18 protein-coding genes are annotated in these 22,713 nt (G+C 69.5%); 11 read left to right on the top strand and 7 right to left on the bottom strand.

Annotation, left to right across the window (positions count from 1 at the left end; translation table 11 throughout):
- Window positions 1–311: 311 nt before the first annotated feature.
- Genes ACWCWD_RS21145 through ACWCWD_RS21125 form a run of 5 tightly spaced genes read left to right on the top strand, consistent with a single transcriptional unit; the run spans window position 312 to window position 5,911 of the window.
- Window positions 312–1,604, top strand: coding sequence for a helix-turn-helix domain-containing protein (locus ACWCWD_RS21145; protein WP_450774456.1), 1,293 nt, complete (start codon window positions 312–314; stop codon window positions 1,602–1,604).
- 16 nt (window positions 1,605–1,620) lie between these two features.
- Window positions 1,621–2,376, top strand: coding sequence for a toll/interleukin-1 receptor domain-containing protein (locus ACWCWD_RS21140; protein ID WP_450774454.1), 756 nt, complete (start codon window positions 1,621–1,623; stop codon window positions 2,374–2,376).
- Window positions 2,373–4,340 carry a hypothetical protein gene (locus ACWCWD_RS21135; protein ID WP_450774452.1) on the top strand — a complete coding sequence of 656 codons (1,968 nt, stop codon included), beginning with the start codon at window positions 2,373–2,375 and terminating at the stop codon, window positions 4,338–4,340. Before ACWCWD_RS21140 ends, ACWCWD_RS21135 begins: the two co-directional genes overlap by 4 nt.
- Window positions 4,341–4,363: 23 nt before the next feature.
- Window positions 4,364–5,431, top strand: a complete 1,068-nt coding sequence (locus ACWCWD_RS21130; protein ID WP_450774450.1) for a hypothetical protein — start codon at window positions 4,364–4,366, stop codon at window positions 5,429–5,431.
- A gap of 15 nt (window positions 5,432–5,446) precedes the next feature.
- Window positions 5,447–5,911 carry a hypothetical protein gene (locus ACWCWD_RS21125; protein ID WP_450774448.1) on the top strand — a complete coding sequence of 155 codons (465 nt, stop codon included), beginning with the start codon at window positions 5,447–5,449 and terminating at the stop codon, window positions 5,909–5,911.
- A 129-nt stretch (window positions 5,912–6,040) separates the two neighbouring features.
- On the opposite strand, the gene ACWCWD_RS21120 is transcribed toward ACWCWD_RS21125, so the two are convergent.
- Window positions 6,041–6,784, bottom strand: coding sequence for an esterase/lipase family protein (locus ACWCWD_RS21120; RefSeq protein ID WP_450774446.1), 744 nt, complete (start codon window positions 6,782–6,784; stop codon window positions 6,041–6,043).
- A 265-nt stretch (window positions 6,785–7,049) separates the two neighbouring features.
- Here ACWCWD_RS21120 and ACWCWD_RS21115 point away from each other — a divergent pair, with 265 nt between their 5' ends.
- Together ACWCWD_RS21115 and ACWCWD_RS21110 are read left to right on the top strand one after the other, a co-directional pair.
- Window positions 7,050–7,496 (top strand): MarR family winged helix-turn-helix transcriptional regulator, encoded by a 447-nt coding sequence (locus tag ACWCWD_RS21115; RefSeq protein WP_450774444.1) that lies wholly within the window; start codon window positions 7,050–7,052, stop codon window positions 7,494–7,496.
- Entirely contained in the window at window positions 7,489–8,937 is a 1,449-nt protein-coding gene (locus tag ACWCWD_RS21110; RefSeq protein WP_450774442.1) for an MFS transporter, read from the top strand. The genes ACWCWD_RS21115 and ACWCWD_RS21110 overlap by 8 nt, the downstream gene beginning before the upstream one ends.
- 49 nt (window positions 8,938–8,986) lie before the next feature.
- Here the strand turns inward: ACWCWD_RS21110 and ACWCWD_RS21105 are convergent, their stop codons facing one another.
- Complete coding sequence (locus tag ACWCWD_RS21105; protein ID WP_450774440.1) at window positions 8,987–9,994, bottom strand: LuxR family transcriptional regulator; 1,008 nt, start codon at window positions 9,992–9,994, stop codon at window positions 8,987–8,989.
- 402 nt (window positions 9,995–10,396) lie between these two features.
- Between ACWCWD_RS21105 and ACWCWD_RS21100 the strand changes: the two genes are divergently transcribed.
- The gene (locus ACWCWD_RS21100) at window positions 10,397–13,264 is read left to right on the top strand and encodes a M4 family metallopeptidase (protein ID WP_450774438.1); all 2,868 of its coding nucleotides are present in this window, start codon (window positions 10,397–10,399) and stop codon (window positions 13,262–13,264) included.
- Between the two features lie 102 nt (window positions 13,265–13,366).
- Here the strand turns inward: ACWCWD_RS21100 and ACWCWD_RS21095 are convergent, their stop codons facing one another.
- On the bottom strand, window positions 13,367–14,431 hold the full coding sequence (locus ACWCWD_RS21095) for an S-methyl thiohydantoin desulfurase domain-containing protein (RefSeq protein WP_450774436.1): 1,065 nt from the start codon (window positions 14,429–14,431) through the stop codon (window positions 13,367–13,369).
- 56 nt (window positions 14,432–14,487) lie between these two features.
- A complete protein-coding gene (locus ACWCWD_RS21090; RefSeq protein WP_450774434.1) occupies window positions 14,488–16,164 on the bottom strand; it encodes an OPT/YSL family transporter in 1,677 nt (558 codons plus the stop codon).
- A 250-nt stretch (window positions 16,165–16,414) separates the two neighbouring features.
- Between ACWCWD_RS21090 and ACWCWD_RS21085 the strand changes: the two genes are divergently transcribed.
- Complete coding sequence (locus ACWCWD_RS21085) at window positions 16,415–17,197, top strand: IclR family transcriptional regulator (protein ID WP_450774432.1); 783 nt, start codon at window positions 16,415–16,417, stop codon at window positions 17,195–17,197.
- A gap of 14 nt (window positions 17,198–17,211) precedes the next feature.
- Here the strand turns inward: ACWCWD_RS21085 and ACWCWD_RS21080 are convergent, their stop codons facing one another.
- On the bottom strand, window positions 17,212–17,892 hold the full coding sequence (locus ACWCWD_RS21080) for an AroM family protein (protein WP_450774430.1): 681 nt from the start codon (window positions 17,890–17,892) through the stop codon (window positions 17,212–17,214).
- A gap of 279 nt (window positions 17,893–18,171) precedes the next feature.
- Between ACWCWD_RS21080 and ACWCWD_RS21075 the strand changes: the two genes are divergently transcribed.
- Window positions 18,172–18,798, top strand: a complete 627-nt coding sequence (locus tag ACWCWD_RS21075) for a class I SAM-dependent methyltransferase (RefSeq protein WP_450774428.1) — start codon at window positions 18,172–18,174, stop codon at window positions 18,796–18,798.
- Between the two features lie 79 nt (window positions 18,799–18,877).
- On the opposite strand, the gene ACWCWD_RS21070 is transcribed toward ACWCWD_RS21075, so the two are convergent.
- Complete coding sequence (locus ACWCWD_RS21070; RefSeq protein WP_450774426.1) at window positions 18,878–19,564, bottom strand: ScbR family autoregulator-binding transcription factor; 687 nt, start codon at window positions 19,562–19,564, stop codon at window positions 18,878–18,880.
- 573 nt (window positions 19,565–20,137) lie between these two features.
- Between ACWCWD_RS21070 and ACWCWD_RS21065 the strand changes: the two genes are divergently transcribed.
- Window positions 20,138–20,824 carry an HAD family hydrolase gene (locus ACWCWD_RS21065; RefSeq protein WP_450774424.1) on the top strand — a complete coding sequence of 229 codons (687 nt, stop codon included), beginning with the start codon at window positions 20,138–20,140 and terminating at the stop codon, window positions 20,822–20,824.
- Between the two features lie 125 nt (window positions 20,825–20,949).
- On the opposite strand, the gene ACWCWD_RS21060 is transcribed toward ACWCWD_RS21065, so the two are convergent.
- On the bottom strand, window positions 20,950–22,548 hold the full coding sequence (locus ACWCWD_RS21060; RefSeq protein ID WP_450774422.1) for a hypothetical protein: 1,599 nt from the start codon (window positions 22,546–22,548) through the stop codon (window positions 20,950–20,952).
- Window positions 22,549–22,713 lie beyond the last annotated feature (165 nt).

Here is a 22,713-nt window from a genome sequence, read left to right as displayed (position 1 = left end):
TATGAAGCGTCGCGATTTCAGGCTCACGAACGCGCGCTCGGCGCACAACGAACTCATCCGCACGCCCGTCCGGAACCAGATGCTTTGTAGTTGATTTTCGGGCAGTGGGTCCGAAAGACGGCGGTCTGGTGTCATTCGGTGCGAGGTCGGATCCCGCCAGTCCTGATCCTTTTTGCGGGATTGGGCCTTTAGCGGACCTCGCCGAAGGAGAAGGAAACGGGAAACAGTATCGATCGCCTTGTCCATCCAGCAGGTGCTGCCGCAGAGTTTCGTGCGGGCCTTCGCCTGGATGGACGGCTAGGGAGGTTCTCATGCCCCTGCTGTCCACCGTGTTCGGTGAGGAACTGAGGAGGCGTCGCTTGGACGCTGGGCTCAGTCTCACGGCACTGTCTGCAGCTGTGCACTACAGCAAGGCGCAGCTGAGCAAGGTCGAGCGGGGGATCAAGGTGCCCAGTCGCGATCTCGTTCGTCTGTGTGATGCCGCGCTCCGAGCCGATGGGGAGTTGATTGCCTGCGGGGCGACAAGTACCGGACCACAACCCGGCGGTCCGATGCCGGGTGCGAGTGAAGAGGAGGAATGGATGATGCAACTGTCACCGGATGGCCCGAGCTGGTTTCAGCCTGTCGGACGGCGGCAGATCGTGAGCGCCGGCGCTGCCTCGCTGCTGAGAGTGCGGATGGGGGGAGAGAGCCCTGTTGGTTCCGCTGCGGGGGCCGGGATGCTGGAGGCCTCCCGTTCTCTGTTCACTCAGTACCGGCGGATGGGGCAGAGCGTCGAGCCAGGTTTTCTGCTGCCCGGTCTGATTGCGCAGACGCACACTCTGAGGGCGCTTTCCGTGCATACCGACGGGGACACGCGCCAGGAACTGCTGGCGCTGGGCTCGCGGTATGCGGAGTACGTCGGCTGGCTGGTGCAGGAGTCGGGCGACGATCAGGCGGCACTGTGGTGGACGCAGCGCGCAGTCGATCTCGCCGAGGCCAGTGGCGACCGGGATCTGGGTGGCTACGCACTGGTTCGCAGAGCTCTGGTCACGCTCTACCAGGACGACGCAGAGCAGACGGTAGCCCTGGCTCAGAAGGCGCAGAACGGTGCGCTGCCACCTCGGATCCGTGGTCTCGCCGCACAGCGTGAGGCGCAGGGACACGCACTCGCGGGTGATCGGGACGCGTGTCTGCGCGCTCTGGACCGTGCGCGTGGGTTCTTTGCGTGCCAGGAAGACAGTCCCGGCGCGCTCGTCATCGGCAGCATGCACCTGCCGGACTCGGTGGGCATGATCACCGGCTGGTGTCTGGTCGACCTCGGGCGGCCGGGTGAGGCTGCCGAGGAGTTGGATCGTCAGCTCGCTCAGGTGTCCGACGACGCGCTACGGACGAGGGTGCGGTACGGCGTGCGCCGTGCGCTTGCCTGCGCGGCGGACGGGCAGATCGACCGGGCCTGTGCGCTGACGGAGCCGCTGCTGGACGCGGTGGAGGCGGTGCGATCGGCGACTGTGACGATCGATCTGCGGCGTCTCACTCGTGTCCTGGCCCGTTATCCGGATCATCCTTTCGTGCGCCGACTGGGTCCGCGGCTGGGCACGTTGTCACGCATTCGATTTTCCTGAGAGAAGAGGAACCCTCATGACGGACGTATTCATCAACTACCGGACCGGAGACGGCGAGAGGACTGCTGCACTGATCGACCAGGAACTCTCGCGTCGATTCGGCAGGGATCGAATCTTCCGAGCCTCGAAGTCCGTCTTACCCGGACAGGCCTACCCCAACGCCCTCCTGGCCGGTCTGCGCGGCAGCGCCGTGGTGCTGGCTGTCATCGGACCGGACTGGACGAACTTCCAGGCCCGGCTGCGCGATCCGGAAGACTGGGTGCGCAGGGAGATCCTGGAGGCGTTCTCGCGCGAAATCCCCATCGTTCCTGTATTGGACGGCCGGAAGACGGATCGGTTGAACAGAGCCGACCTGCCGGACGAACTGGCCCAGCTCGCCGATCTCCAGTCCATTCCCTTCGGAACGCACGATACCGAAACAGGCCTGAAGCGCCTCGGTGACGTAGTCGTCGACATGGTCCCGGGACTGCGCGATCTGGACCGGGACGCGGTCTCTCCGGTTGTAGGAAACTCCGTGGCCAACTCCGTCGGAGACGTGAGCGGCACGGCTGTCCAGAGCCGCGACTTCACGGGTGACGTCGGCGGCACCGTCATCAAGGGCGCCCTCGGCCCGGTTCACACGGGCGGCGGCGACATCTACCAGAACTCCTCCCATGTATCGGGCGGCAGACACTTCTCCGGTGACGGAATGACGTACTTCGAGGGTGGTAACCACGGCGGCATTCAGCACCGGTTCGGTGAATCGGGCAGGCACGAGGACGACAACCGGTGAGTGTTCACAGCAGTACCCGGGTCGACAACGCGCAGGGCCCGATGCACTCCGGTAGCGGTGACATCCATTTCCACGCGGCTCCCGACCCCCGGGAGGCTGACGGGCCGTCCTTTCGGCGCATTGCCGACGACCAGCTCGCCTGGCTGAGGCGTGTCCTGGTTGCCCCGGACGGCATGGGGAAGGCCCGCTCCCGACTCGCCGACACCGGTACCGTCATTCTGGACGGAGCCCCGGGGAGCGGCCGGACCTCCGTAGCCCGTGTGCTGCTGCGGGAATATCATCAGGACGCCGGAGTCCTGCACGAACTTCTGCCCGGCGAAGACGACGAACTCTGCCTGCGGGACCCGGATCTGGTCGGAGCCGGTGACCGGCTGCTGCTGGACCTGTCCGCAGCCGATGCCGTCCGATGGGCGGCTGCTCAGGCCGATCTTCCGGCTCTCCGCAAAGCCGTCCACGAACAGAACGCGCACCTCGTCGTCGTGATGCTGCACGAAGGGGCTCTGGACGCCGATCTCCAGCACTACCGGGTGGAGATCGGCCGTCCACAAGGGAGCAGGGTCCTGCGGCGACACCTGCGCACGCACCGTGTGCCCTACGAGCAGTACAAGCGGTCCGATCCCTCCCTCACCGGTCTCCTGGAACAGGGGACGATGAGGGAGATCGCCGACTTCGCCGACTTGGTGCGACGAGCCCGTGAGACCGCCCACCCCGACGACGAATACACGCAATGGTGCGCCACGGCCCGGAAAGCGCAATCGGACCGGCGCAAGGACGTCATCGCGCTCTTCGCCCGATTGCGAGAAGGCCCCCAGAGGGCGCTCTTGATCAGCGTTTCGATGCTGCACGGCGCTCACGCCGACGTCATCCACCGCACGACCCAGCTGTTGCTGCGTACCGCGGGTTCCCCTCTCGACAACCTTCCGCCTCTCCAGCACAAGGACCTTGCCGAGCGCTTGGCGGAGGTCTCCGCCGTGGCCGGCCCGGAAGGCCACGTCCGGTTCACCGAACTCAACTACGACACCGCGGTCCGCGTCCATGTCTGGGATCACCTGCCCGACCTGCGACAGCATTTGGATACCTGGACCGCGCTCACGGTGGACGCCAGCGACCCCCGCCTTTCGAAGGAGCTCCGCGACAGGCTGGTGGCGCGACTCGCATGGGAGTACCTGCGGACCGGCCACCGGACCGGGCTGGCGTCTCTCGCGGAGAGCTGGAGCTCCAAGGGCGCCAGCCGGGCCAGACAAGAGGCCGCCGTCCACGCGCTCACCTGCGGGCTGGTGGCTCCCGGACACGGACGGGTCTTTCGCGAGAAGGTCTATCAGTGGTGTGTCCAGAAGCAGCCCGACGAGGAGTTCACCCAAGTCCTCATTCGGGTCTGTGCCGATGTCATCGCGGTCAGCCACCCCGATCAGGCCATGCTGCGGCTGTACCACCTGGCACGCCGTGAGCGGGGAACCAGCCGTGCCCGCGAAGCACTGTGCGACCTCGTGGCGACCAGCCACCGGCTGCGGAGGAGACTGCTCGACCGACTCGCACGTCAGGGGCACACACCGGCCGACCTGGGCATATTCCTGCGCGTCTGCGACCCGGAACCGCTGATCGATCCGGACGGCCGCACCCGCGCGCTGATGGACGAGCCCGGAATTCAGGACTCCCTGACAACGTGTTGGAACGCCGTGCTGAACGAACTCGCCCGCGAGACCTGGCAGCCGTTCGTGGCGGACTGGATCCATCACGCGACCCATTGCGAACGCCGAGGCGACATCCTGCTCGACCTTCTGGTGGCGGCGGCCGGCAGGTGCGACGGAAGCGGCGCCACCTTCGCCGCGCTGTACGCGAGCGCACGCGATGCCGAGCGCACCTGTCCCGCCGGGCCCTCGCGCGCCGCAGAGACCTCCGACCGGCTCCTCCAGAAGATCAGCGTTGCCCAGGGCATCGGCCCACTCACCTCACCGTCACCGTAAGAACCAGTCAGGGAGACCACGCAGTGACGACCGGATGCAAGACCACCACCATCTTTGTCACCATTCTTTTCGGGCTGTTCATGACCATCTTCGGAGTCACGCAGCAGTGGCCCGCTTGGGCTTGGCCGGCACTCGCGACGTTTGTCGTCCTGAGCCCGGCAGTGGTCTTCGAAGCAGCCCGGCGACGCAGGGGCCACACGCCGGTCCGCTTCGAGGAACAACTCACGGCAGCCCCCATCGAACGCCAGGAACAGCAGGTCAGACATGTTTCCCTGCCGAGCCTCTGGGCCGACTACGACTTTCTGATCTCCGCGACCGTCCGATGGCACCTCCTCGACACCTCCGACCGCCACCCCGTGCTCAACCCTGCCGGTCTCGCGGTCGAAGCCGTACTCTCCCGCGCTCGCGCCGTCACCGAACAACGGGAGCCCACACGCGCTTCCTTCGTCCAGCATGAACTGAACGGCTGTCTCGGCCACATGCTCCCGGACGGCAGCGGCCACCTCCGAGCGATGGCCGAGAACGTGACGCTCACCCTTCACCAGCACGATCAGGAGCGCCTGGACAGCCTCGCCGGTGTCCGCAAGGACAAGGCGGTCTGGGAGCACCAGCGCACGTACGAGCAGAGCAAGCGCAAGTACCTGGGTGAGGACGTACTCAAGGACACCGGCAGCGCCGTGGTGTGGTGGCTCGCCAAGAACGACGATCAAGTGGAGAAGACGGTCGCCGATCTCGGTCTCCTCGCACAACTCACCTCTGCTGCCAACGACACCGCTGTCCCCGAGTTGCTGCGCGACCTCATTCCCCAGCAGCGCGAAGAGGGTGATGTGCTCGGTGAGCATGACCTCGACGAAGAAGCGCCTACGGTCGCGGAACACTTCGCAGACGCCTTGGACGCCATGGACTTTCCGCCGGGAGACGTTCGGCGGAGCATGTTGGCCGAGCAATTGGCGAAGATCATTCGCACCCAGGAGCAGCACGAAGCAGCAGACGACCTCCTCCGTCGTTTTGCCCCACCTACTGCTTTCGCCCCGAACCGCACGGCTCCGTCAGGACAGACCGGCGGAGAGACCGATCTGGACCGGTTCTGACCGAACGTAAGGAAGATGATGGACACCGAACTCGCCACTCTCGCGGCGTCCGGGGCGACCACGCTGGTCTCGCTCATGGTCACCGACTCGTGGACACGGGTGCGTGAACTCTTTGTGGGGCTCTTCTCGCCCACCGCACCCGCCGTGGTCGCCGACCTGGACGATACCCGGGACAGGGTGCTCGCTGCCGACGCGGACACCAGCGCGCGGACAAGGCGGGAGGTCACCGCAGAGTGGCACGGACACCTGCACCACCTCCTGCGGACCGGCTCCGTGACCCGCGAAGACCTGCGCGACGTACTGGCCTTGCTGCGGCAATTCGACGTCTCCGCTCACCACCCTGCTGTCGTGCACAACGACATCAGCGGTGGAGTCCAGCACGGGCCGGTGATCCAGGCCGGCCGTGTGTCGGGACTCACCCTCCACACACAGGAACAGGTTCCTGCGGTCGGACCCTCTGATTCCGCGCCCGCGAGGTGAGAAGGGCGGGAGTTGCCTGGGGTCTGAGCTGAAACCCTGACGCGGTGGAGTCCCGAACGCGCTCGGCTCCCCGGCGTCGAGATGCCGGGGAGCCGAGCGCGATCGACGTGGGGTGGACGGCACTCGCCGTCAGGAGGCGACGAACCTGGCGATCTGGCCGAGCACGACCGTGTCCGTCAGGTACCCGATGTGGGTCTGGCAGGCCACGTTGTTGTTGGTCGCGCCGTCCAGCTTGGTGCTGGTGTACGGGAGGATGATGCCGTCGCACGCCGAGTACCAGGTGGCGTACTTGGTGGTGCCGGGGGTCTCGTCGCCCGAGGTGATCTGGGAGATGAACGAGGAGCCCGGGTACATCTGCTGGCAGGTCGTGTAGATCAGGCAGGCGCCGGCGTACGTCGTCCCGTGGTTCGCGCCGGCGATCGAGGCGAGGTGGCTGACGCTGGTATTGCCGCCCAGCACCTTCAGGTAGTACTGGCTGACCAGACCGCCCATCGAGTGGTTGACGATGGCGACCTTGCTCGCGCCGGTCTGCGCCTTCACGTTGTCGACGAAGGTGGCCAGGCCCTGCGCGTTGGTGATGTTGTTGCCGTACGAGTTGTACTCGTAGGCGAACAAGTTGGAACTGGACCAGCCGTTGAGCTGGAAGACGCTCTTGGCGGTCACCCAGTTGGAAGCGTTGCCGGTGTACCCGTGGACGAAGACCACCGGGGTGCTGGTCGACAGCACCTGGGCGGCGGCGGTCGACCGGCTGACGGACGCGGCCGGTGCGGACGCGGAGTCGGCCGCACCGGCCGTCGACGCGGAGGAGAACAGGGTGAGCGCGGCGGCGGCTGTCGCGAGGATGCCGAGAAGACGGCGCGAGGAACGAGGCATGGAGTGCTCCTGACAAGGATGCGGGTGGCTCGGTGACTGGCCCGACCAGAGTCTCGGAGCGGGAGCCGGCCGCCATCGGCGAAATCGCCAGCGTTCGCGGGCGGGCCGCGTTGCCGGGTGCGTGGGAGGGGCGGCGCGGGAGCGTGGGTGCGACGTGCCGCCGGTGTGCGCCTCACCGTGTCGCAGCGGTGGCGGTGGGTGATGTGGCGGCGGACTGTACAGGCGAAACTGTACAGTCCAAACTGTAGAAGCTACCGTGGACAGCATGAGTGAGAACCCGCACCCGTCACCCTCGGCGGTCCAGGCTTCGCACGCGATCCGCGCGGTCATCAGCCGGCTGCGGCGTCGCATCCTGAACGCCTCCGCCGTCGAGGACCTCACCCTCGGGCAGTCGTCGGTCCTGGCCCGACTGGCCGGTGAGGAAGGTGTCACCGCGACCGAACTCGCCGCCGCGGAAGGCGTGCGCCACCAGTCGATGACGGCCACAGTCGCGGCACTCGCCGCCAGAGAACTCGTCGTGCGGCGCCCCGACCCGGCGGACGGGCGGCGCCTGCTGATCGCGCTGACCCCCGAGGGCAGGCGCCGGGTGGAAGAAGGCCGGCAGGTCCGTACGGAGTGGCTGGCCGAACGGTTGCAGGACAGGTGCACGGAAGAGGAACGCCAGGCAGTGATCGCCGCCCTGGCCGTACTGGAGCGGCTGACCCATGACTGACGCCAAGACGGAATCCATACCCGGGACGGACAGGCCGGCGTTCGACCGGCGGCTGCTGCCGCCGATGATGCTCGGCTCCGTCCTGAACCCGATCAACTCGACGATCATCTCCGTCGCGCTCGTCCCCATCGCCAAGGCGCTGGGCGCGCCGGCCTCGCAGACGGCGTGGCTGGTCTCCGCCCTCTACCTGGCCACCGCGCTCGGGCAGCCCGTCGTGGGCCGGCTCATCGACATCTTCGGGCCGCGCAGACTCTTCCTCGTCAGCACGAGCCTCGTCGGCGTCGCCGGCGTCGTCGGCACCCTGGCGCCGAACCTGGGCGTACTGATCGCCTCCCGGGTCCTGCTCGGATTCGGTACCTGCGCCGGATACCCCGCCGCGATGGCACTGCTGCGCAGCGAGGGCAAGCGCACCGGACAGGACAACCCGGGCGGAGTACTGACCGCCCTCGCGGTCGCCAACCAGACCGTCGCCGTCATCGGACCGCTGCTCGGCGGAGTGCTGATCGGAGTGGGCGGCTGGCGTGCGACCTTCGCGCTGAACATCCCGCTGGCCGTCGCGGCCGTACTGCTGGGGCTCTGGCGGCTGCCCAAGGCCGCCGCCACGGACGAAGGGGTGAACGAGGCGGCCCCATCCCCGCAGCGGGGGAGCGTGGCCGCCCGGATCGACCTGCCCGGCATGGGACTCTTCGCCGCGACGCTGACCTCACTGCTGCTCTTCCTGATGAACCTGCACCTGCGCAACTGGTACCTGCTGCTGATCGTCGCCGCCGCCGGAGCCGCCTTCGCCGTACGCGAGCTGCGCACCACCACCCCCTTCATCGACCTGCGGGTACTCGGCGGCAATATCCCGCTGCTGACCACCTACGGGCGCGCGCTCGTCGCGTACGTCGTCGCGTACGCCTTCCTCTACGGCTTCAGCCAGTGGACCGAGGAGGGCTACGGGCTGTCGCCCTTCCACGCCGGGCTGGTGCAGATCCCCATGTTCCTGATGGCGATCGGCATCTCCGTGGTCACCGGGCGGCGCAAGAGCGTGCGCGGCAAGCTGCTCGTCGGCGCGGCCGGGCAGATCGTCGCCTGCCTGGTGATCCTGACGCTCTCCGGGACCAGCCCCGTGTGGCTGCTGCTCCTGGTCGCCCTGATCTTCGGCGTCCCGCAGGGGCTGAACAACCTGGCCCTGCAGAACTCCGTCTATTTCCAGGCCGATCCCGAGCGCACCGCCTCCTCGGCCGGTCTGCTCCGCACCTTCGCCTACGTCGGCTCGATGGTCGCCTCCTCCGCGACCGCCGCCTCCTTCGGGGAGCACGCCGACACCGGCGGCATGCACCAGCTCGCCTGGGTGATGCTCGGTGCCGGGGTGGTCTACCTCCTGCTGACCATCTGCGACCGCACCCTCGGCCGTGGGGCGGCGGCAGCCGCGGACGCCGTCGGAACCGGGAAGTAGCCCCGGAGAGCGGCCGGTAGCCTCCGAGGGGCCTTGGGTCACACGCGGATCAAGAGCTCAGACGGCCCCTGCGTGCCGCTTGGATGCCCGCCTGAAAGCGGGTCTCGGCGCTCAGGCTCGCCATCAGCCGGCTGATCCTGCGACGGACCGTGTGCACGTGCAGGTCCAGGCGTCTGGCGATGGCCTCGTCCTTCAGTCCGGCGGCCAGCATCGTCAGCAGCTCCCCGTCCTCGTCGGTGACCGCGTCCGTGCCACCGGCGCCGATCGGCAGCGCGCGTTCCCAGATCTCCTCGAACAGCGGCACCAGGGCGTTGCTCAGAAGGGAGTCGGTGGCCACCACGGCCGCCTGGGAGGGGTCGGCGGCGTCGTTCGGGGGGAGCAGAGTGACCTGGCGGTCCACGGTGATGAGCTTCGTCGGCAGATCCGTCGCCACACGTATCTCCACCCCCTGCTCCGCCAGTTCGCCCAGCCCGCGAGCGCGTCCGGGGAATTCCAGGCCCGCGCGGTCCACCACCACCCGCACCCGTACGCCTCGTCGGACGAGATCGCCGACCCCCAGCGGGGCCGGCACACCGTCCGGTGCGCTCGTGGCGTAGGGCGGCCGGTCGAGCAGGCTGACCTCGGTCTGTGCGGACGCGAGAAGGGCGGTCACCCTTTCGGATATGGCCTGTCCGCCCCTCACCGTCTCGATGCCCGCGCCCCGGGGCGGCGCCGACCGGCCCAGCACCTCGGCGGCCAGGCGGTCGACCGAAGCGGTGAGCACCTCAAGTTCCGAGGAGGCGTCGAGGAGTTGCGCGCGGCGCAGATGGATCTGGTTGCGGATGGCGGTGGTGGGGTTGACCGCGGTGGGCAGCGAGCCGTCGGCAGAGCTGGAGCGGACGAAGCCGTAGATCTTCAACTGAGACAGGGACACGTCGAGTCGACGCAGCGTCATGTCGAGGCTCCGGGCGAGCTCCACCCGGTCCTCATGCTGTGCTGCCCCCAGCAGCACCTCGTAGACGGCGAGTTCATCGTCTCCGAGGCCCAGGGACCGCCACAGGTCCCCTGTCCGCTCCATGCCTTGACAACTCCTGACTGGTCCGGCCGCGCGTGATCGGCCTGCGTGCTCCTCGTGCCGTCCGGCGCGGGCCGACGGCTCCGCCGCGTGGACCGGCGCCGCAGGTTCTGCCCCTCGACGGAGCCCGATACGGCGATCCGGGCCGCGAGGTGCCGGGATGCTCTCCCGGGAACGGCGGCGGACCCCGGACGCTAGTCCGTCGCCGTTACTCGGGCATTACACGCCAACCTGGCCCCGCAGCATGCTGGTTGGGTATGCGCCGGTTCGCCGGACAGCTCCGGCCACACATGTGGGCACGCACACAAGTGTGTACAGGGAACGCATTGTTCATCCTCCGTGCCGGTACTTGCATGGCCGCACCGGAAAGCGGTTCACACACTCGTGCCACTGGAGGGAAACACCGTGCGGAGCTCAGTACGCAGGAGAGCGGTCAAGCCGACGAGAGCGCCTGGCGGCATAGGCGTCGGCCGGGGCACGGCGGCGCTTCTCGCCGCTGCGGGGCTGCTGATGACCGGCATACCGGCCGCAGCCGCTGCCGCCACCGATGTCCCGGCCGCAGCGAGCGAGGTGGCCTCCGGCGCCGATACCGACACCCCCTCCCTGGTCGCCGACCTGCACGAGGAGGTCCCGTCCACCGGCAGCGCCGCCGACGCCGCGCGCACCCACCTCAAGGGGAAGAAGAGCCGCTACCACATCGCGGACACCTCCTCGAAGGACCTGTCGACCGTCAGCACGCAGAGCGAGGGCGGCCGGGAGACCGTACGCCTCCAGCAGAAGTACCAGGGCGTCCCGGTCCTGGGCGGCGAGTACGTCGTCCGCATGGAGAAGAAGGGCGGCAAGCGCGCCGTCACCGGGACCTCCGGCAAGTACTTCACCGACCTGAAGCTCGACACCGTCGCCCCCGAGGTCTCGGAGCAGACCGCGATCGACCGTGCTGTCGGCGCCGTCGTCCAGCAGCTGGGCCAGGCGCCGCTGAAGCGCCCCATGAAGGGGCAGGAGCCTGGAAAGACAGGGCTGACCGGGAGCACCGACGGTCTGACCATCCTCCCGCAGGGCACCGGCGTACTGGCCCGGCACGTCACCGTCACCGGCGTCAGCCCGGTCGACGGGCAGCCCGTGAAGCAGGAGGTGTACGTCGACGCGCGCTCCGGCTTCCCACTGCTGCAGTACAGCGGGATCAAGACGTTCGGTGCTACGGGTACCGGCACCGCCGCCACGGGGGCGACCGGCGAGGCACCCGAGGCGTCCACGGCCGCGGCCGACCAGCTCGTCGTCAAGGGGTCCGCCGTCCGCTACAACGGCGAGAAGACCGAGGTCAACCTGTACAAGGACGCCAAGGGCGTCTACCAGATGATCGACTACAGCAAGCGCGCCGCCGACTCCCCGTACGAGGGCCCCATGCTGGCGACCTACGACGCCCGAGGACGCGAGGTCGCCTCCGCGTCCGGCACCTGGCCCACCGGGATCAAGACCTTCCAGTCGACGACCCCAGAGCTCGGCGAGGACTTCACCGACTCCGGTGCGGTGGACGCCCACTGGGCGGCCGGCAAGGTCTACGACTACTACAAGAACCACTTCGGCCGGGAGAGCCTCGACGGCAAGGACGGCTTCATCTACTCCCTGGTCGGCGTCGTCGCGAACGGCCAGCCGTACAACAACGCCTTCTGGGACGGCACCAAGATGGTGTACGGCCAGAGCGGCGGCGACTACCGCACCTTCTCCGCGGACACCGATGTCGTCGGCCACGAGATGACCCACGGCGTCGTCGAGAACACCGCGAACCTCGTCTACGCGGGCCAGTCCGGCGCCATGAACGAGGCCCTCGCCGACTACTTCGGCAACGCCATCGACCTGGAGGCGAACGACATCTCCATGGACGACCCGGACGCAGGGCTGCTCGGCGAGGACCTGTGCACCACGCTCAGCCCCCGCGAGTGTGCCCTGCGCGACCTCAACGACGGCGCCACCACGTCGAAGGACTTCGTCGGCGTCACCTATCGCGGTGACAACGGCGGCGTGCACCTCAACTCCACGATCTTCTCCGGCGCCCTGTGGGACATGCGCCAGGACCTCGGCGGCGACCTCGCCGACAGGATCGTCTACCGCGCCCTGTCCGCGTACATGACGCCGCTCGACGGCTTCACCGAGGGCCGCGCCGCGGTCATCGCCGCCGCGCAGGAACTCGGCGTCACCAAGGCCCAGTTGAAGATCGTCAAGCGGTCCTTCGACGCGCACGGCATCGTGCCGGGCTGGGAGAAGGCGCTCGGCGTCGACACCGACACCATCCTCTCCAAGGTCAACGTCTACAACACGGGCGTCGGCGCGGGTGGCGGCAAGTACGCCCTCTCCCGCTCCAACGAGGACGGCAGCGAGCCCTATTCGGTGTGGCTCGGCAACACCTCCGGCACGGGCACACCCCAGCTGATGAGCGCCAACAACGGCGACTACAACGTCTACGCGGACACCGACGGCAGGACGGTGGTCTGGGCCGACTACAGCAGCAACGGCGTCAAGATCATGGCACGGCCGGTCAAGGGCGGCGTCGCGAAGATGGTCGACGCCATCGGCACCGACGTCTCCGGGCTCGTGGTGGACGGCGACTACGTCGCCTACACCGCGTTCAACCCGCAGTACGGCGTCACCAACGTCCGGTACGTCAACATGAAGACCGGTGCGACGGCCCTGGTCGACGGCGGCCGTCCCTACAACGTCTCGGGTCTGCCCTCCGTCGGGAACGGCAAGATCGCCTACGCCAGGGTGGCCCCGGACGCGAACGGCAACTTCACGCTCGGTGTCGAGGTCCTCGACGCGGCTACCGGCGCCAAGACGGAGATGCCCGTCGCCGACAGCGCCAACACGGTGAGCATCGGCCAGACGGCGATCACCGACGACGGCGTCTACTGGATCGAGGACAACGACGCCACCGACACCGGAAAGGCCGCGGTGCGCCGCGCCGGTACCGACGGTTCGAACCCCGTCACCGTCATCCCCGAGGGGGGCGACGACTCGCTGTACGCGTACACGCTGACGGCGTCCGACGACGCGGTCACCGTGACGTCGCTGCCGCCGGCCACGTGGTGGGCGAACGACACGCTGCCGAAGCTCTACCAGGCGACCCCCGACGGCAAGGGCGGCGCCCAGCGCGTCTCCTGCAACCGCGGCGACCAGGCCTACGCCACCGCCGACGAGGGTGGACGCGTCCTGTGGCTGGACGGCACAACCGGCTACACGAACCTCGTGAAGCGGGACCGGCCGGCGGGATCCTGCTGATCCGCGCCACCTGAGACGGCACGACGGCCGGACCCGAGGGGGGTCCGGCCGTCGTGTGTGCCGGGGGAGCCGCGCAGGAGAGATCCTGTGCGGCCGTTCGGCTCAGGCGTCGGCGAGGACCCGCGCTTCCGGGGCGAACGCGACGCCGAGCAGCGACTCCACCGGTGCGTACACGTCGGGCATGTACATCGTCGTGGAGAGGAGCAGGTTCGCGGCCGGGGCCACCAGGACGCTGACCTGCTCGCCGACCGCGACATCGGCGGAGGCGAGCGGCTGCCCCGCCTCGTCGAACGTCGTGATCAGGTCGGGGAAGGAGGCCCGGCGGCCGCCGGCCAGGTCGAGCGCCATGTACTCGTTGACGAAGTGCAGCGTGGTGCCGTCGGCGTCGTCGAGGACGGCGACCCCGACGTCCAGGCCCTCGCGCTGCTCGCAGCGGTATTCGCGCACACGCCCCTTCGCGACGATCTCGCCGCCGAGGTGCTGTGCGGCGCCGACCGGGCCGTCCGCCAGGAACCGGTGACCGAGCTCGATGGCGAAGCCGATGGCACCGGGGGCGCCGTTCTTCACCGCGTAGCCGATGCCGACCGGGTTGCGGGCGACGCCCACCCAGCCGCCGGCCTCGACGGAGGCCCGCCGGACCACGTTCGAGGTGGCCTCCAGATGCCCGGAGACCGCGCCCTCGACATAGGCGTACGGCCTGCCGCCCGCGTAACCCTGGCTGGAGCGGTAGTCGTCCACCAGGTGCAGGCCCATCGCGCCCATCACGCTCGACGGGTGGGCACGGCCGTTGCAGGCCAGGTCGATGACGGGCAGACCGGTCATCGCCGCGTGGAACCAGCCGTTGATCGTGGTCTCGGCGCCGTTCTCGTTCGTGTGGATCGCGACGAGCTCGCCCGGCAGGTCGCGGCGGAGCAGCTCCAGCGCGCGCAGCAGGTGGGTCGGCAGCACCTGCGGGTCCGGCGCGGCGGGAGCGCCGACGAGGGCGACGGTCGCGGTCAGGTCCTCGGCCCGGAACTCGTCGGCGGTCCACAGCTCGGGCGCGCCCACCTGGAGGGCCAGCTCGGCGGTGCGCAGGCCCCGCTCGACGAACCCGCCGCCGCCTCCGCCCAGTACGGCACCGCCGTACACGGCCGCGCGGATGTCGTCGTGGGTCAGCTGTCGCTTCACGGGGTCTCCCAGGGTGGTTCTGTGCGGTACGTACGAAAGGACGAGCGGATGTCCGGTTACCTGGCGGCCTTGAACAGGCCGTTGCCGAACGAGTAGAGGGCGTCGCCGGCGATGGCTCCGCCGGCGAAGACGTCGAGGTCCTCCTTGGCCTTGGGCCCGAGCACGCGCGGAGCGAGGATCCGGACCGCGATGCCGGCGGCGACCATCCAGCCGGCCATCGGTGTGGTGATCAGCAGGCCCGTCGCGAGCAGGATGCCGAGCTGGCGCCTGGAGCCGCCGACGAGCTGCACGAGCGCGCCGGGGATCGCCCACAGCGCGAGGTGCTGGGCGGTCTCCACGGACGGGCCCGCCTTGATCGCCGCGACGTACGCGGCGTCGATCGGGGCGGTCTGCCCGTTGTCGAAGAACATCCGGTAGGAGACGACGACGACCACGATGGCGACGCCGAAGCCGATCATCGCGGCGATCAGCTGCTGGCGTCGGCCCTCCAGCTCGAAGGCCGGGTCGGCGTTCTCCCCGCGCAGCAGGTGGCCCGCCTTGAGGTCGTACCCCATGTCGGCGAAGGCCGGACCGGTCGCGGCGGTGAAGCCGGACAGCACGACGAGCGCCTCGGGCGGGAAGCCGATGAGGATGCCCAGGAGCAGCGTGATCAGAGCGATCGCGAAGGCGGGGAACCAGCCGGAGTGCATGGAGGCGATTCCGACGAGCAGTTCGTGCAGGAACGCGGCGACCGTGGCGTAGAAGAGGAAGCCGATCAGCATGCCCGGACTCATGTGCGTGGCGGCACCCGTGCCGAACGCCAGCAGGACGGAGATCACCAGGTAGGCGCCGAAGCCCAGGCGCATCGAGCGGCCCAGGCGCTTCGCGCCGTCCGGGGTGTCCTCCGGAGCGTCGGCCGTCATGGCCGCGCGGGCGGTCCGGGACTCGTCCGCCGTGCTCCGCCGGGTCGTGACGATGGTGCGGCCGACCTGGACCAGGGCGACCAGACCGGCGCCGATCATCATCCCGTGCGGCAGATACATCGCGTTGAGGTCGAGGCCGAACAGCGGGTCGGCGTACTGGGTGAACAGCAGGCCGACACCGAAGGCGGCCATGGCGCCGAACCCGCCGATGAGCGCCACGCCGAAGGCCGACATCGGCAGCGCGAACGCGGCACCGGCCATCCCGGTGACCAGGCCCAGGCCGAGCACCTTGGCGCGACGGCCGCCCTCGTCGCCCGCCTTGATGGCCTCGGCGGCGGCGATCCCGGGCGGCCAGGGGTTCCTGGCGGGGAAGGCGGGGGTGTCGTACATGCGGTAGAGCAGCCAGGCGTCGACCAGCATCGCGGCGGAGACCCCGATCAGCATCGGGACGATCATGTTGTCCATCCCGAAGAGGAACGGGATCCCGATCGGCAGGAAGAGGCTGTTCGCGGCGCCGAAGGTGGCCGAGGAGATGCTGGTCTGCGCCAGGTTCTGGGCGTGCACCGAGCGGAAACCCCGGAACCAGACGAGCGGCACCCGGGCGAGCGTCATCGCGGCCAGTGCCCCGATCAGCGAGGTGCTGGGGGTGACGCCGAGCGTGGCGAGCAGCTGCACGCCCACGACGGCGCCGAACACGCTGAGCACCACGGTGAGGATCAGATTGCCGGGCGCGAGGGCGCGGGGATGGCGTCGTGCCTCGCCGGCGCTGCGCGCGTCAACCGAGGTGTGCGAAGTGTCCGTGACGGCCTGGGGAGCGGCGTCGGTACTCATGGTTCTCCCGTGCTCCTGATCGGGCGGCGGACTGTTTCGGCCACCGAAAGGTTCCATAATGTGGAACCAGGTCTTAATATGTAGATCTCTGGATCATCCATACGGCGCACTCGGCCGTCAAGGGAGCAGTCGGATTTCTCGGCATGCGGGCAGTCCGCGACAGCGGACGAGGGGCGGTCACGCAGGAGGTCCGGCGCCCCTTACGATCGGACGACACGACTCGGGGGAGCTCGGGGGAGGCGGAAAACCGGTGAGCACACTCGCCAACGCGCGCGACGTCCTGCGCCTGATGGCGCGCCTGCAGCGCGACCTGACGGTGACGGATGTCGCAGGAGCGCTGGACCTGCCCAAGAGCTCGGTGTCACGGACGCTGAGCATGATGGCCGAGTACGGCTTCCTCGACCGCGATCCGATGAGCCGCGCCTACCGCCCCGGTGAACTCGTCATGGAGGCCTCGTACCACTTCCGGGTCTCACGCAGCACGGCCTCCCTCCTGGAGGAAGAGCTGGCCAGGCTGGTCGCCGACATCGGATACACCGGGTACGTCGACGTGCTCGACGGCGCCGAGTCGCTCGTACTCCACATGCGGATCGGTACCGTCGGCGCCCTCCAGGCGTACACGCCCGCCGGTACGAGGGCGCCCGCCTACGCCAGCTCCATGGGCCGCGCGCTGCTCTCCCGCCTCGACGACGCGCGGGTGCTGCGGCTCGTCGACCCCCGCCTCGAACAGAGCACGGGTACGGCCCCCCGCACCCCGGGTGAGCTGGTCTCCTGTCTGGCCCGGGTGCGCGCCGACGGCTGGGAGTCCTCGCGTGGCGAGTACGTGCCCAACGTCGCCGGAATCTCCGCCGCCGTCCTCGACGGCGACACGGGCCAGGTCTTCGGCATAGGGATCGCGCTGCCCGCCCCCGAACTGCGCGACGAGAACGAGGCGCGCTTCGGCCGAGCCGTACGGGACGCCGCGCTGCGGGTCGGCAAGCGCATCGGCGACCCGTACTGGCTGCGCTACGAGGAGAGCGGCGCCGCCCGCTGAGGCGGGAGTGCCGTTCAGCTCAGCAGTGGTCCGAGGGCCGCGCCCACCACCGCACCCGGTGTGAGGACCGGCACGGTGACACCGGCCGCGCGGAGCGCCCGATGGTGCCGGTCCCCGTAGCCCATGCAGTCGAGCATCAGCGCGCTCGCGCCCGCGTCCAGATGGGCGCGAGCCGCCGCGCACAGGGACGAGACGCCGTCGGCGTACGGCGAGGCCGCGGCGAATCGGGGCGCCGGAGTGACGGCCCGCCACTTCTCGCGGGCCTCAGGAACCTGCTCGGGCAGCGGCACGACCATCCCGATCCGACTGCCCCGCAGTACCGTCGCCACGTACCCCGTCACCAGCACGTCCGGCTCGACGAGCCGCGCCCGGCGGGTCCGGAGTCCGGGGAACACGCCGGTGCACAGCAGCACCACGACATCGGCGCCCTCCTCCTCCATTTGATCCACGCGGGTCTGCAGACCCGTTCCTACGGCCGCGGCGTCCAGAGTCACGGGGCCACCGTCGGCCAGCCGGCTGAGCAGCGTCGCCCCGCCGTCCACCGGCCGGAAGCGGGCTTCGACCTCCGCCCGGGTCAGGCCGTCGAGCACTCCGGCGTGCCGCACGCACGTCGTCGGCGGCAGGTGTGCCTCGATGGCGCCGGACAGGTCCCGGCGTGGTGCCTGACCGATGGTGAGAAACGCCAAGGTGCGCACGATGCCTCGTTCTCCTGAGAGTTCCGGATAATGGACATGGGTTCCGGAAAACGTTAACCCGTACTCGCCGGTGTGCGGTAGGGGTGACCGGAAGGGGTTCGACTTCCGTACGCCCGCCGCGAGGGGGGCCGTTCGGGCGCCGGGCGCCGGGTTTGTTTGGCCCGGGGCGCACCCGGTCGCCGATCCTCGGACGTCCCTTGCGCCTCGGGGTACTGCGAGAATCCACGACGACGCCGTCCGCGCCCTGCTGGACGGGCCGACCGGAAGGCACACCTGAACATGACTGGGCAACAAGACCGCTGGGCGGAACTGACCGGCGGACAGGCCGGAGAGGAGTACGCCCGGCGCTTCGCACGGCTCGCCGAATCGGGCCACGACATCCACGGCGAAGCCGCCTTCTGCGACGCGCTGCTGAAGCCCGCGGCCCGCGTGCTCGACGCGGGCTGCGGAACCGGCCGGATCGCGATCCGGCTCGCCGAACTGGGTCATCACTGCACCGGTGTGGACGTCGATCCCTCGATGCTCGCCGTCGCCCGCCACGACGCCCCCGCGCAGGAATGGCTCCTCGGTGACCTGGCCCGCCTGAGCGGCCTCGGGCTGAAGGCGGGCTTCGACCTGGTACTCGCCGCCGGAAACGTCATCCCCCTGCTGGCCCCTGGCACCGAATCGGCCGTAGTTCGCCAGCTGGCCGCCGCGCTGCGCCCCGGCGGCCTGCTGGTGACGGGGATGGGACTGGACGCGGCGCACTTGCCGCTGCCGGAACCGCCGGTGACCATCGAGGAGTTCGACCACTGGTGTGTGGAGGCAGGATTGGCCCTGCGGCAGCGCTACGCCACGTGGAGCGGCGACACCTATGTCCCGGGCTGCGGATATGCGGTCAGCGTGCACTCCCGTCCCGCCATGTGAGTCCGCGCCGTTCCGGCACCGGCACAGAGGCCGCGCCCGCGACGCGGACCGGGGTTCCCCGGGCGAGCGGACAACCGGGTCACGGGGCCGTGTCCGACGGTTCCCGCAGGTGCGTCCTCGCCGGGGTGCGAACGCCGGTCGCGGCGAGGCGCGAGCGCACCCGGGCGAGCAGGGCGGCCGGATCGGGCCGGGCCTGCAACGCGCCCAGGACCAGCAGCCACCACTGGTTCAGCCGGGCCCCCAGCTCCCGCTCGCCCGCCACCTCGTCCGTCAGGGTGTAGAGCCCGAAGAAGGAGCACACAAGGGTGGTGGCCGTGCCCGACGGGTCGATTCCGCCGGCGAGTTCACCTCTCGCCCGTGCCTCGGCGAGCAGCCGCGTCACCGCGGCGGTCCAGCCGGCGAACGGCGCGGGCACGGCCGCGTCGATGCTGCGGCGCTCGTTCCACAGGCGGGCGCCGGCGCGGGCTATGACGTCCTCGCGCAGGGTCTGGGCGACATCGAAGCTGAGGGCGACCAGCTTCTCCAGCGGAGGGATGCCCGGAGCGGTGTACCGGGCGTTCAGCTGCGGCCAGCTGGCGAACTGCGCGCGGACGACCGCCAGCGCCAGCTTCTCCTTGCTGGAGTAGTGGAAGTAGATCGCTCCGCTGGTCCGGCCCGAACGGTCACCGACCTCATTGATGCTGGTCCCCGCGTATCCCTGTTCGACAAATAGGTGTGCTGCGGATTCCAGGAGTACTTTCCTGGTTGCTTGCGCTCGGTCTTGCACGGGTGTTCTGCCTTCGCTCACATGTCCGACCGCGTGGGACGCAGGGTTGTTCCCTGGGGCCCGGTGTCGGAGATTCGACACGCGGAGATTTTATTATTCTTCGACTGTGCCCGCGTGTGGGCGGCATTGATTAATTCGTAAACCGGTTCGCAGCCGGGCCGATGGCCGCGCCTGCGCGCACCACCCCGCCCGTGTGGTTCCTGATCGTTCAACTTGCCTTGCATTGGGCGTGGTTGATGGTCGAGACGCCGCTCTTTCGATGGCGCGGTGCGGTGTTCTTCCGGGGGGTCGCGCCGGCCCCGATCGGCCGCCAAACACTCGAAGTAGTGATTGCGGGACGCAAGATCCCGAAATTAACGTAGTCCCTACGATGTTTTCGGGCTCACCTCGGACAAGGCGGAAATCCGTCCGTCGCGGCGTGCCCGGGAGGCGACATCATTCGCCTTCGCGTGTGTTCACCGAGATCGTTTCGTCATCGCGATCTCAGCAGTCGAGTGCGCCTTTCCCGCAGCTTTATGTCACTGCGCCCGCCGACCGGGCGGGGGCGGCGCGCTCTCCGAGAACGGCAGAGAAATGACAGCTCGTAGCATTTTCTCCTGGTCCCCGTCGGCGATCGTCTTCGATTGCGACGGAACCCTCATGGACACCGAAAGTCACTGGCAGGACGCCCGTCAGCGGGTCTTCAGCGAGTTCGGCCTCCGCCCCCCGGCCGGGTTCGCCGAACGGGCCAAGGGCGTTCACTACACCGAGTGCGGCGCCCTCATGGCCGAGGAGTGCGGAAAACCCGACTTCGTCGACGACATGACGGACAGCCTGCTCAGACACTTCACGGCACTGGTCGCCGACGACCCGGTCACCATGCCGGGCGCGACGGCGCTCGTACGGCTGGCCGCCCGCCACCTTCCGCTGGCGGTGGCGAGCAACTGCCCCCTGGACATGGTGGAGTCGAGCCTCGAACGGGCCGGCCTGCTCACCCACTTCGACCATGTGGTCGTCGCGGGCGACGGCGTACGGCCCAAACCGCATCCGGACGTGTACACGGTCGCCGCCGGACTCTGCGGGGTCTCCCCGCAGCAGGCGCTCGCCGTGGAGGACTCCGTCACCGGCATCGTCTCCGCGCGGAAGGCCGGTCTCCGCGTCCTCGGTACCGGACCGTTCCCCGACGGGCCGGGTGCGGAGCACGCGGACTCCTGGGTCGCGAACCTCGCCGACCCCGACCTGGTGGCCTGGGCGCAGACGCGCATCGCCGGGGAGGACTGACAACCCCGCGGACGAACGGCCCACCACAAGGTCCACCGTGCGGGTGCCGCCCCGGCAGAACGGGGCGGCACCCGTGTCGTTGCACCCGTCCCTCGGCGGGCCCTCGCCGAGGGACGGGACACCCTTCAGGGACAGGGATAGGGGCAGGTGAGCGGCAGAATGCGCTCCGCCACCCGGCCGGTGATGCAGGTGTCGGTGAGGGCGGCTTCGGCCAGCCAGTTCGTCGCCGACAACTTCTCCACCAGTGCGGGAAGTTCATCCCGGTCCACCGGGCACCAGTCGATGACGTCCTCCAGATCGACGCCCTCACCGGTGGCGCCGAAATGCCCGTCGAAGCTGGTCCGGGCGGCCAGCGTCACGGCCAGCATCCGGGTGGCAGGGGAGGACTTCGACTTGCGGAGCTTCTTGTCCGAGACGACTCGCTGCGCCCACCCGCTGAGCTTGGGGCGCATCTTCCTGCCGAACGTGAGCGGGCCCGTACCGTCCTCACGCGGTACCAGGGACGGGACGGTGACGGGGACGGGGTTCTCCGGCCGGGCGGCGAGGATGTCGCCGGCGGCGCCGGGCAGGGACAGCCAGCCGCACTCGGCCAACTCCGTGAGCAGGCCCTCCGGATCGGTCAGGTTCAACGCGTTGAGGTCCTGCCCGACGACATTGCCGCTGCCGGTGTGCGCGGTGCGCAGGGTCAGCATCAGAGTCAGGAGACGTGCCTCCGCGCCGGGCAGTGGGGCGTTGTCGGCCAGGTGCGCGAGGACCGAGCGCGCGTTGGTCCACTGCGTCGGGCCGATCAGGAACCGCTCCACCGTCGGCCCTTCACCGTCCGTGCTTGCGCCGGTGCGCTGCTGATGCTGGAGACGGGCGGCGGTGGCGGCGTGCGCGGCGCGCTGGGCCTCCAGCCGCAGGGTGACGTCCCCGGTGACGTCGGACCAGGTCAGGAAGGCCTGCGCCTTGCGCGTGTGGAGGTCCGCGAGCCGCGCCAAATCGGGTTCGGCGCTCTTCTGGTAGGCGCGGAACATGCGCCCGAGGTCGACGAGCTCGTCGCGCAGGGCGACCGGGCGCAGGTCGTGGGGGATGACCCGTTGGGCGATCTTCTCGTACCCCTGGGGGCGGCGGGGCGTGGGACGGGGCTTCGGTACCTTCCGGGGTACGGGCCGGGTCGCGGGTGCGGACGCGGAGTCCGGCGCGGGAGAGGAGCCGGACGCGGGGGTGTGGGAGAACTGCGCTGCCATCGAAGGGCGTTCACCCACGACGGCCTGCGGGACCGCCGCTGTCGAAGTAGCCGCCGTCGGGGCGGAGGCGGCAGCAGCGGTGGCCACGATCTTCGTACCGGGTGTGGCGGCGGCGCAGCGGGAGCAGCACTCCATCGCCCGCCACCAGCGGCCCTCCCGGTCGGCGACCACGGCCAGGACGACCGCGCCGCCGCACCGCCAGGACTGCGCGTGCTCGTACCGGCCGGCGGCGGGACGGATGTGCGCGCCGCACTCCTCGGACTTGCAGGCGCAGTACGCGTGGGCCCGGGGTCCACCGGCTGCCTTGAGGTGGGCCTTCAGATGCGCGACCGCCGCCGCGCGTCCCTCGGTCGTCGTCGGCAGCCGCTGCTCGGCGCAGGACGGCCGGCTGCAGGTGACCCGCACCGTCGTACCGCTGCAGCCGGCCGCGTCCAGGCGCACCGTCCACCTGCGTCCCACCACGCGCTCGTCCAGCCCGCCGGCCGCCTTCGTCATCCCGCTCTTTCCTTCCCCGCCGTTCCGACTGCCCGCCGCCGTACCCGCCACGACGGACGGGCACGACAACGGACCCACCGTACGTGGCAGTACGGCCCCGTGACCCGGGAACTCCTCCAGGTGCACGCGATCTTGGGCGCGCGAGGCCGGGCCGTCCGTGCCAGG

It is taken from the genome of Streptomyces sp. NPDC001493, assembly GCF_053597235.1.
Note: the sequence above shows the minus strand (reverse complement) of the source record. Positions and strands in the feature narration are given on the sequence as shown.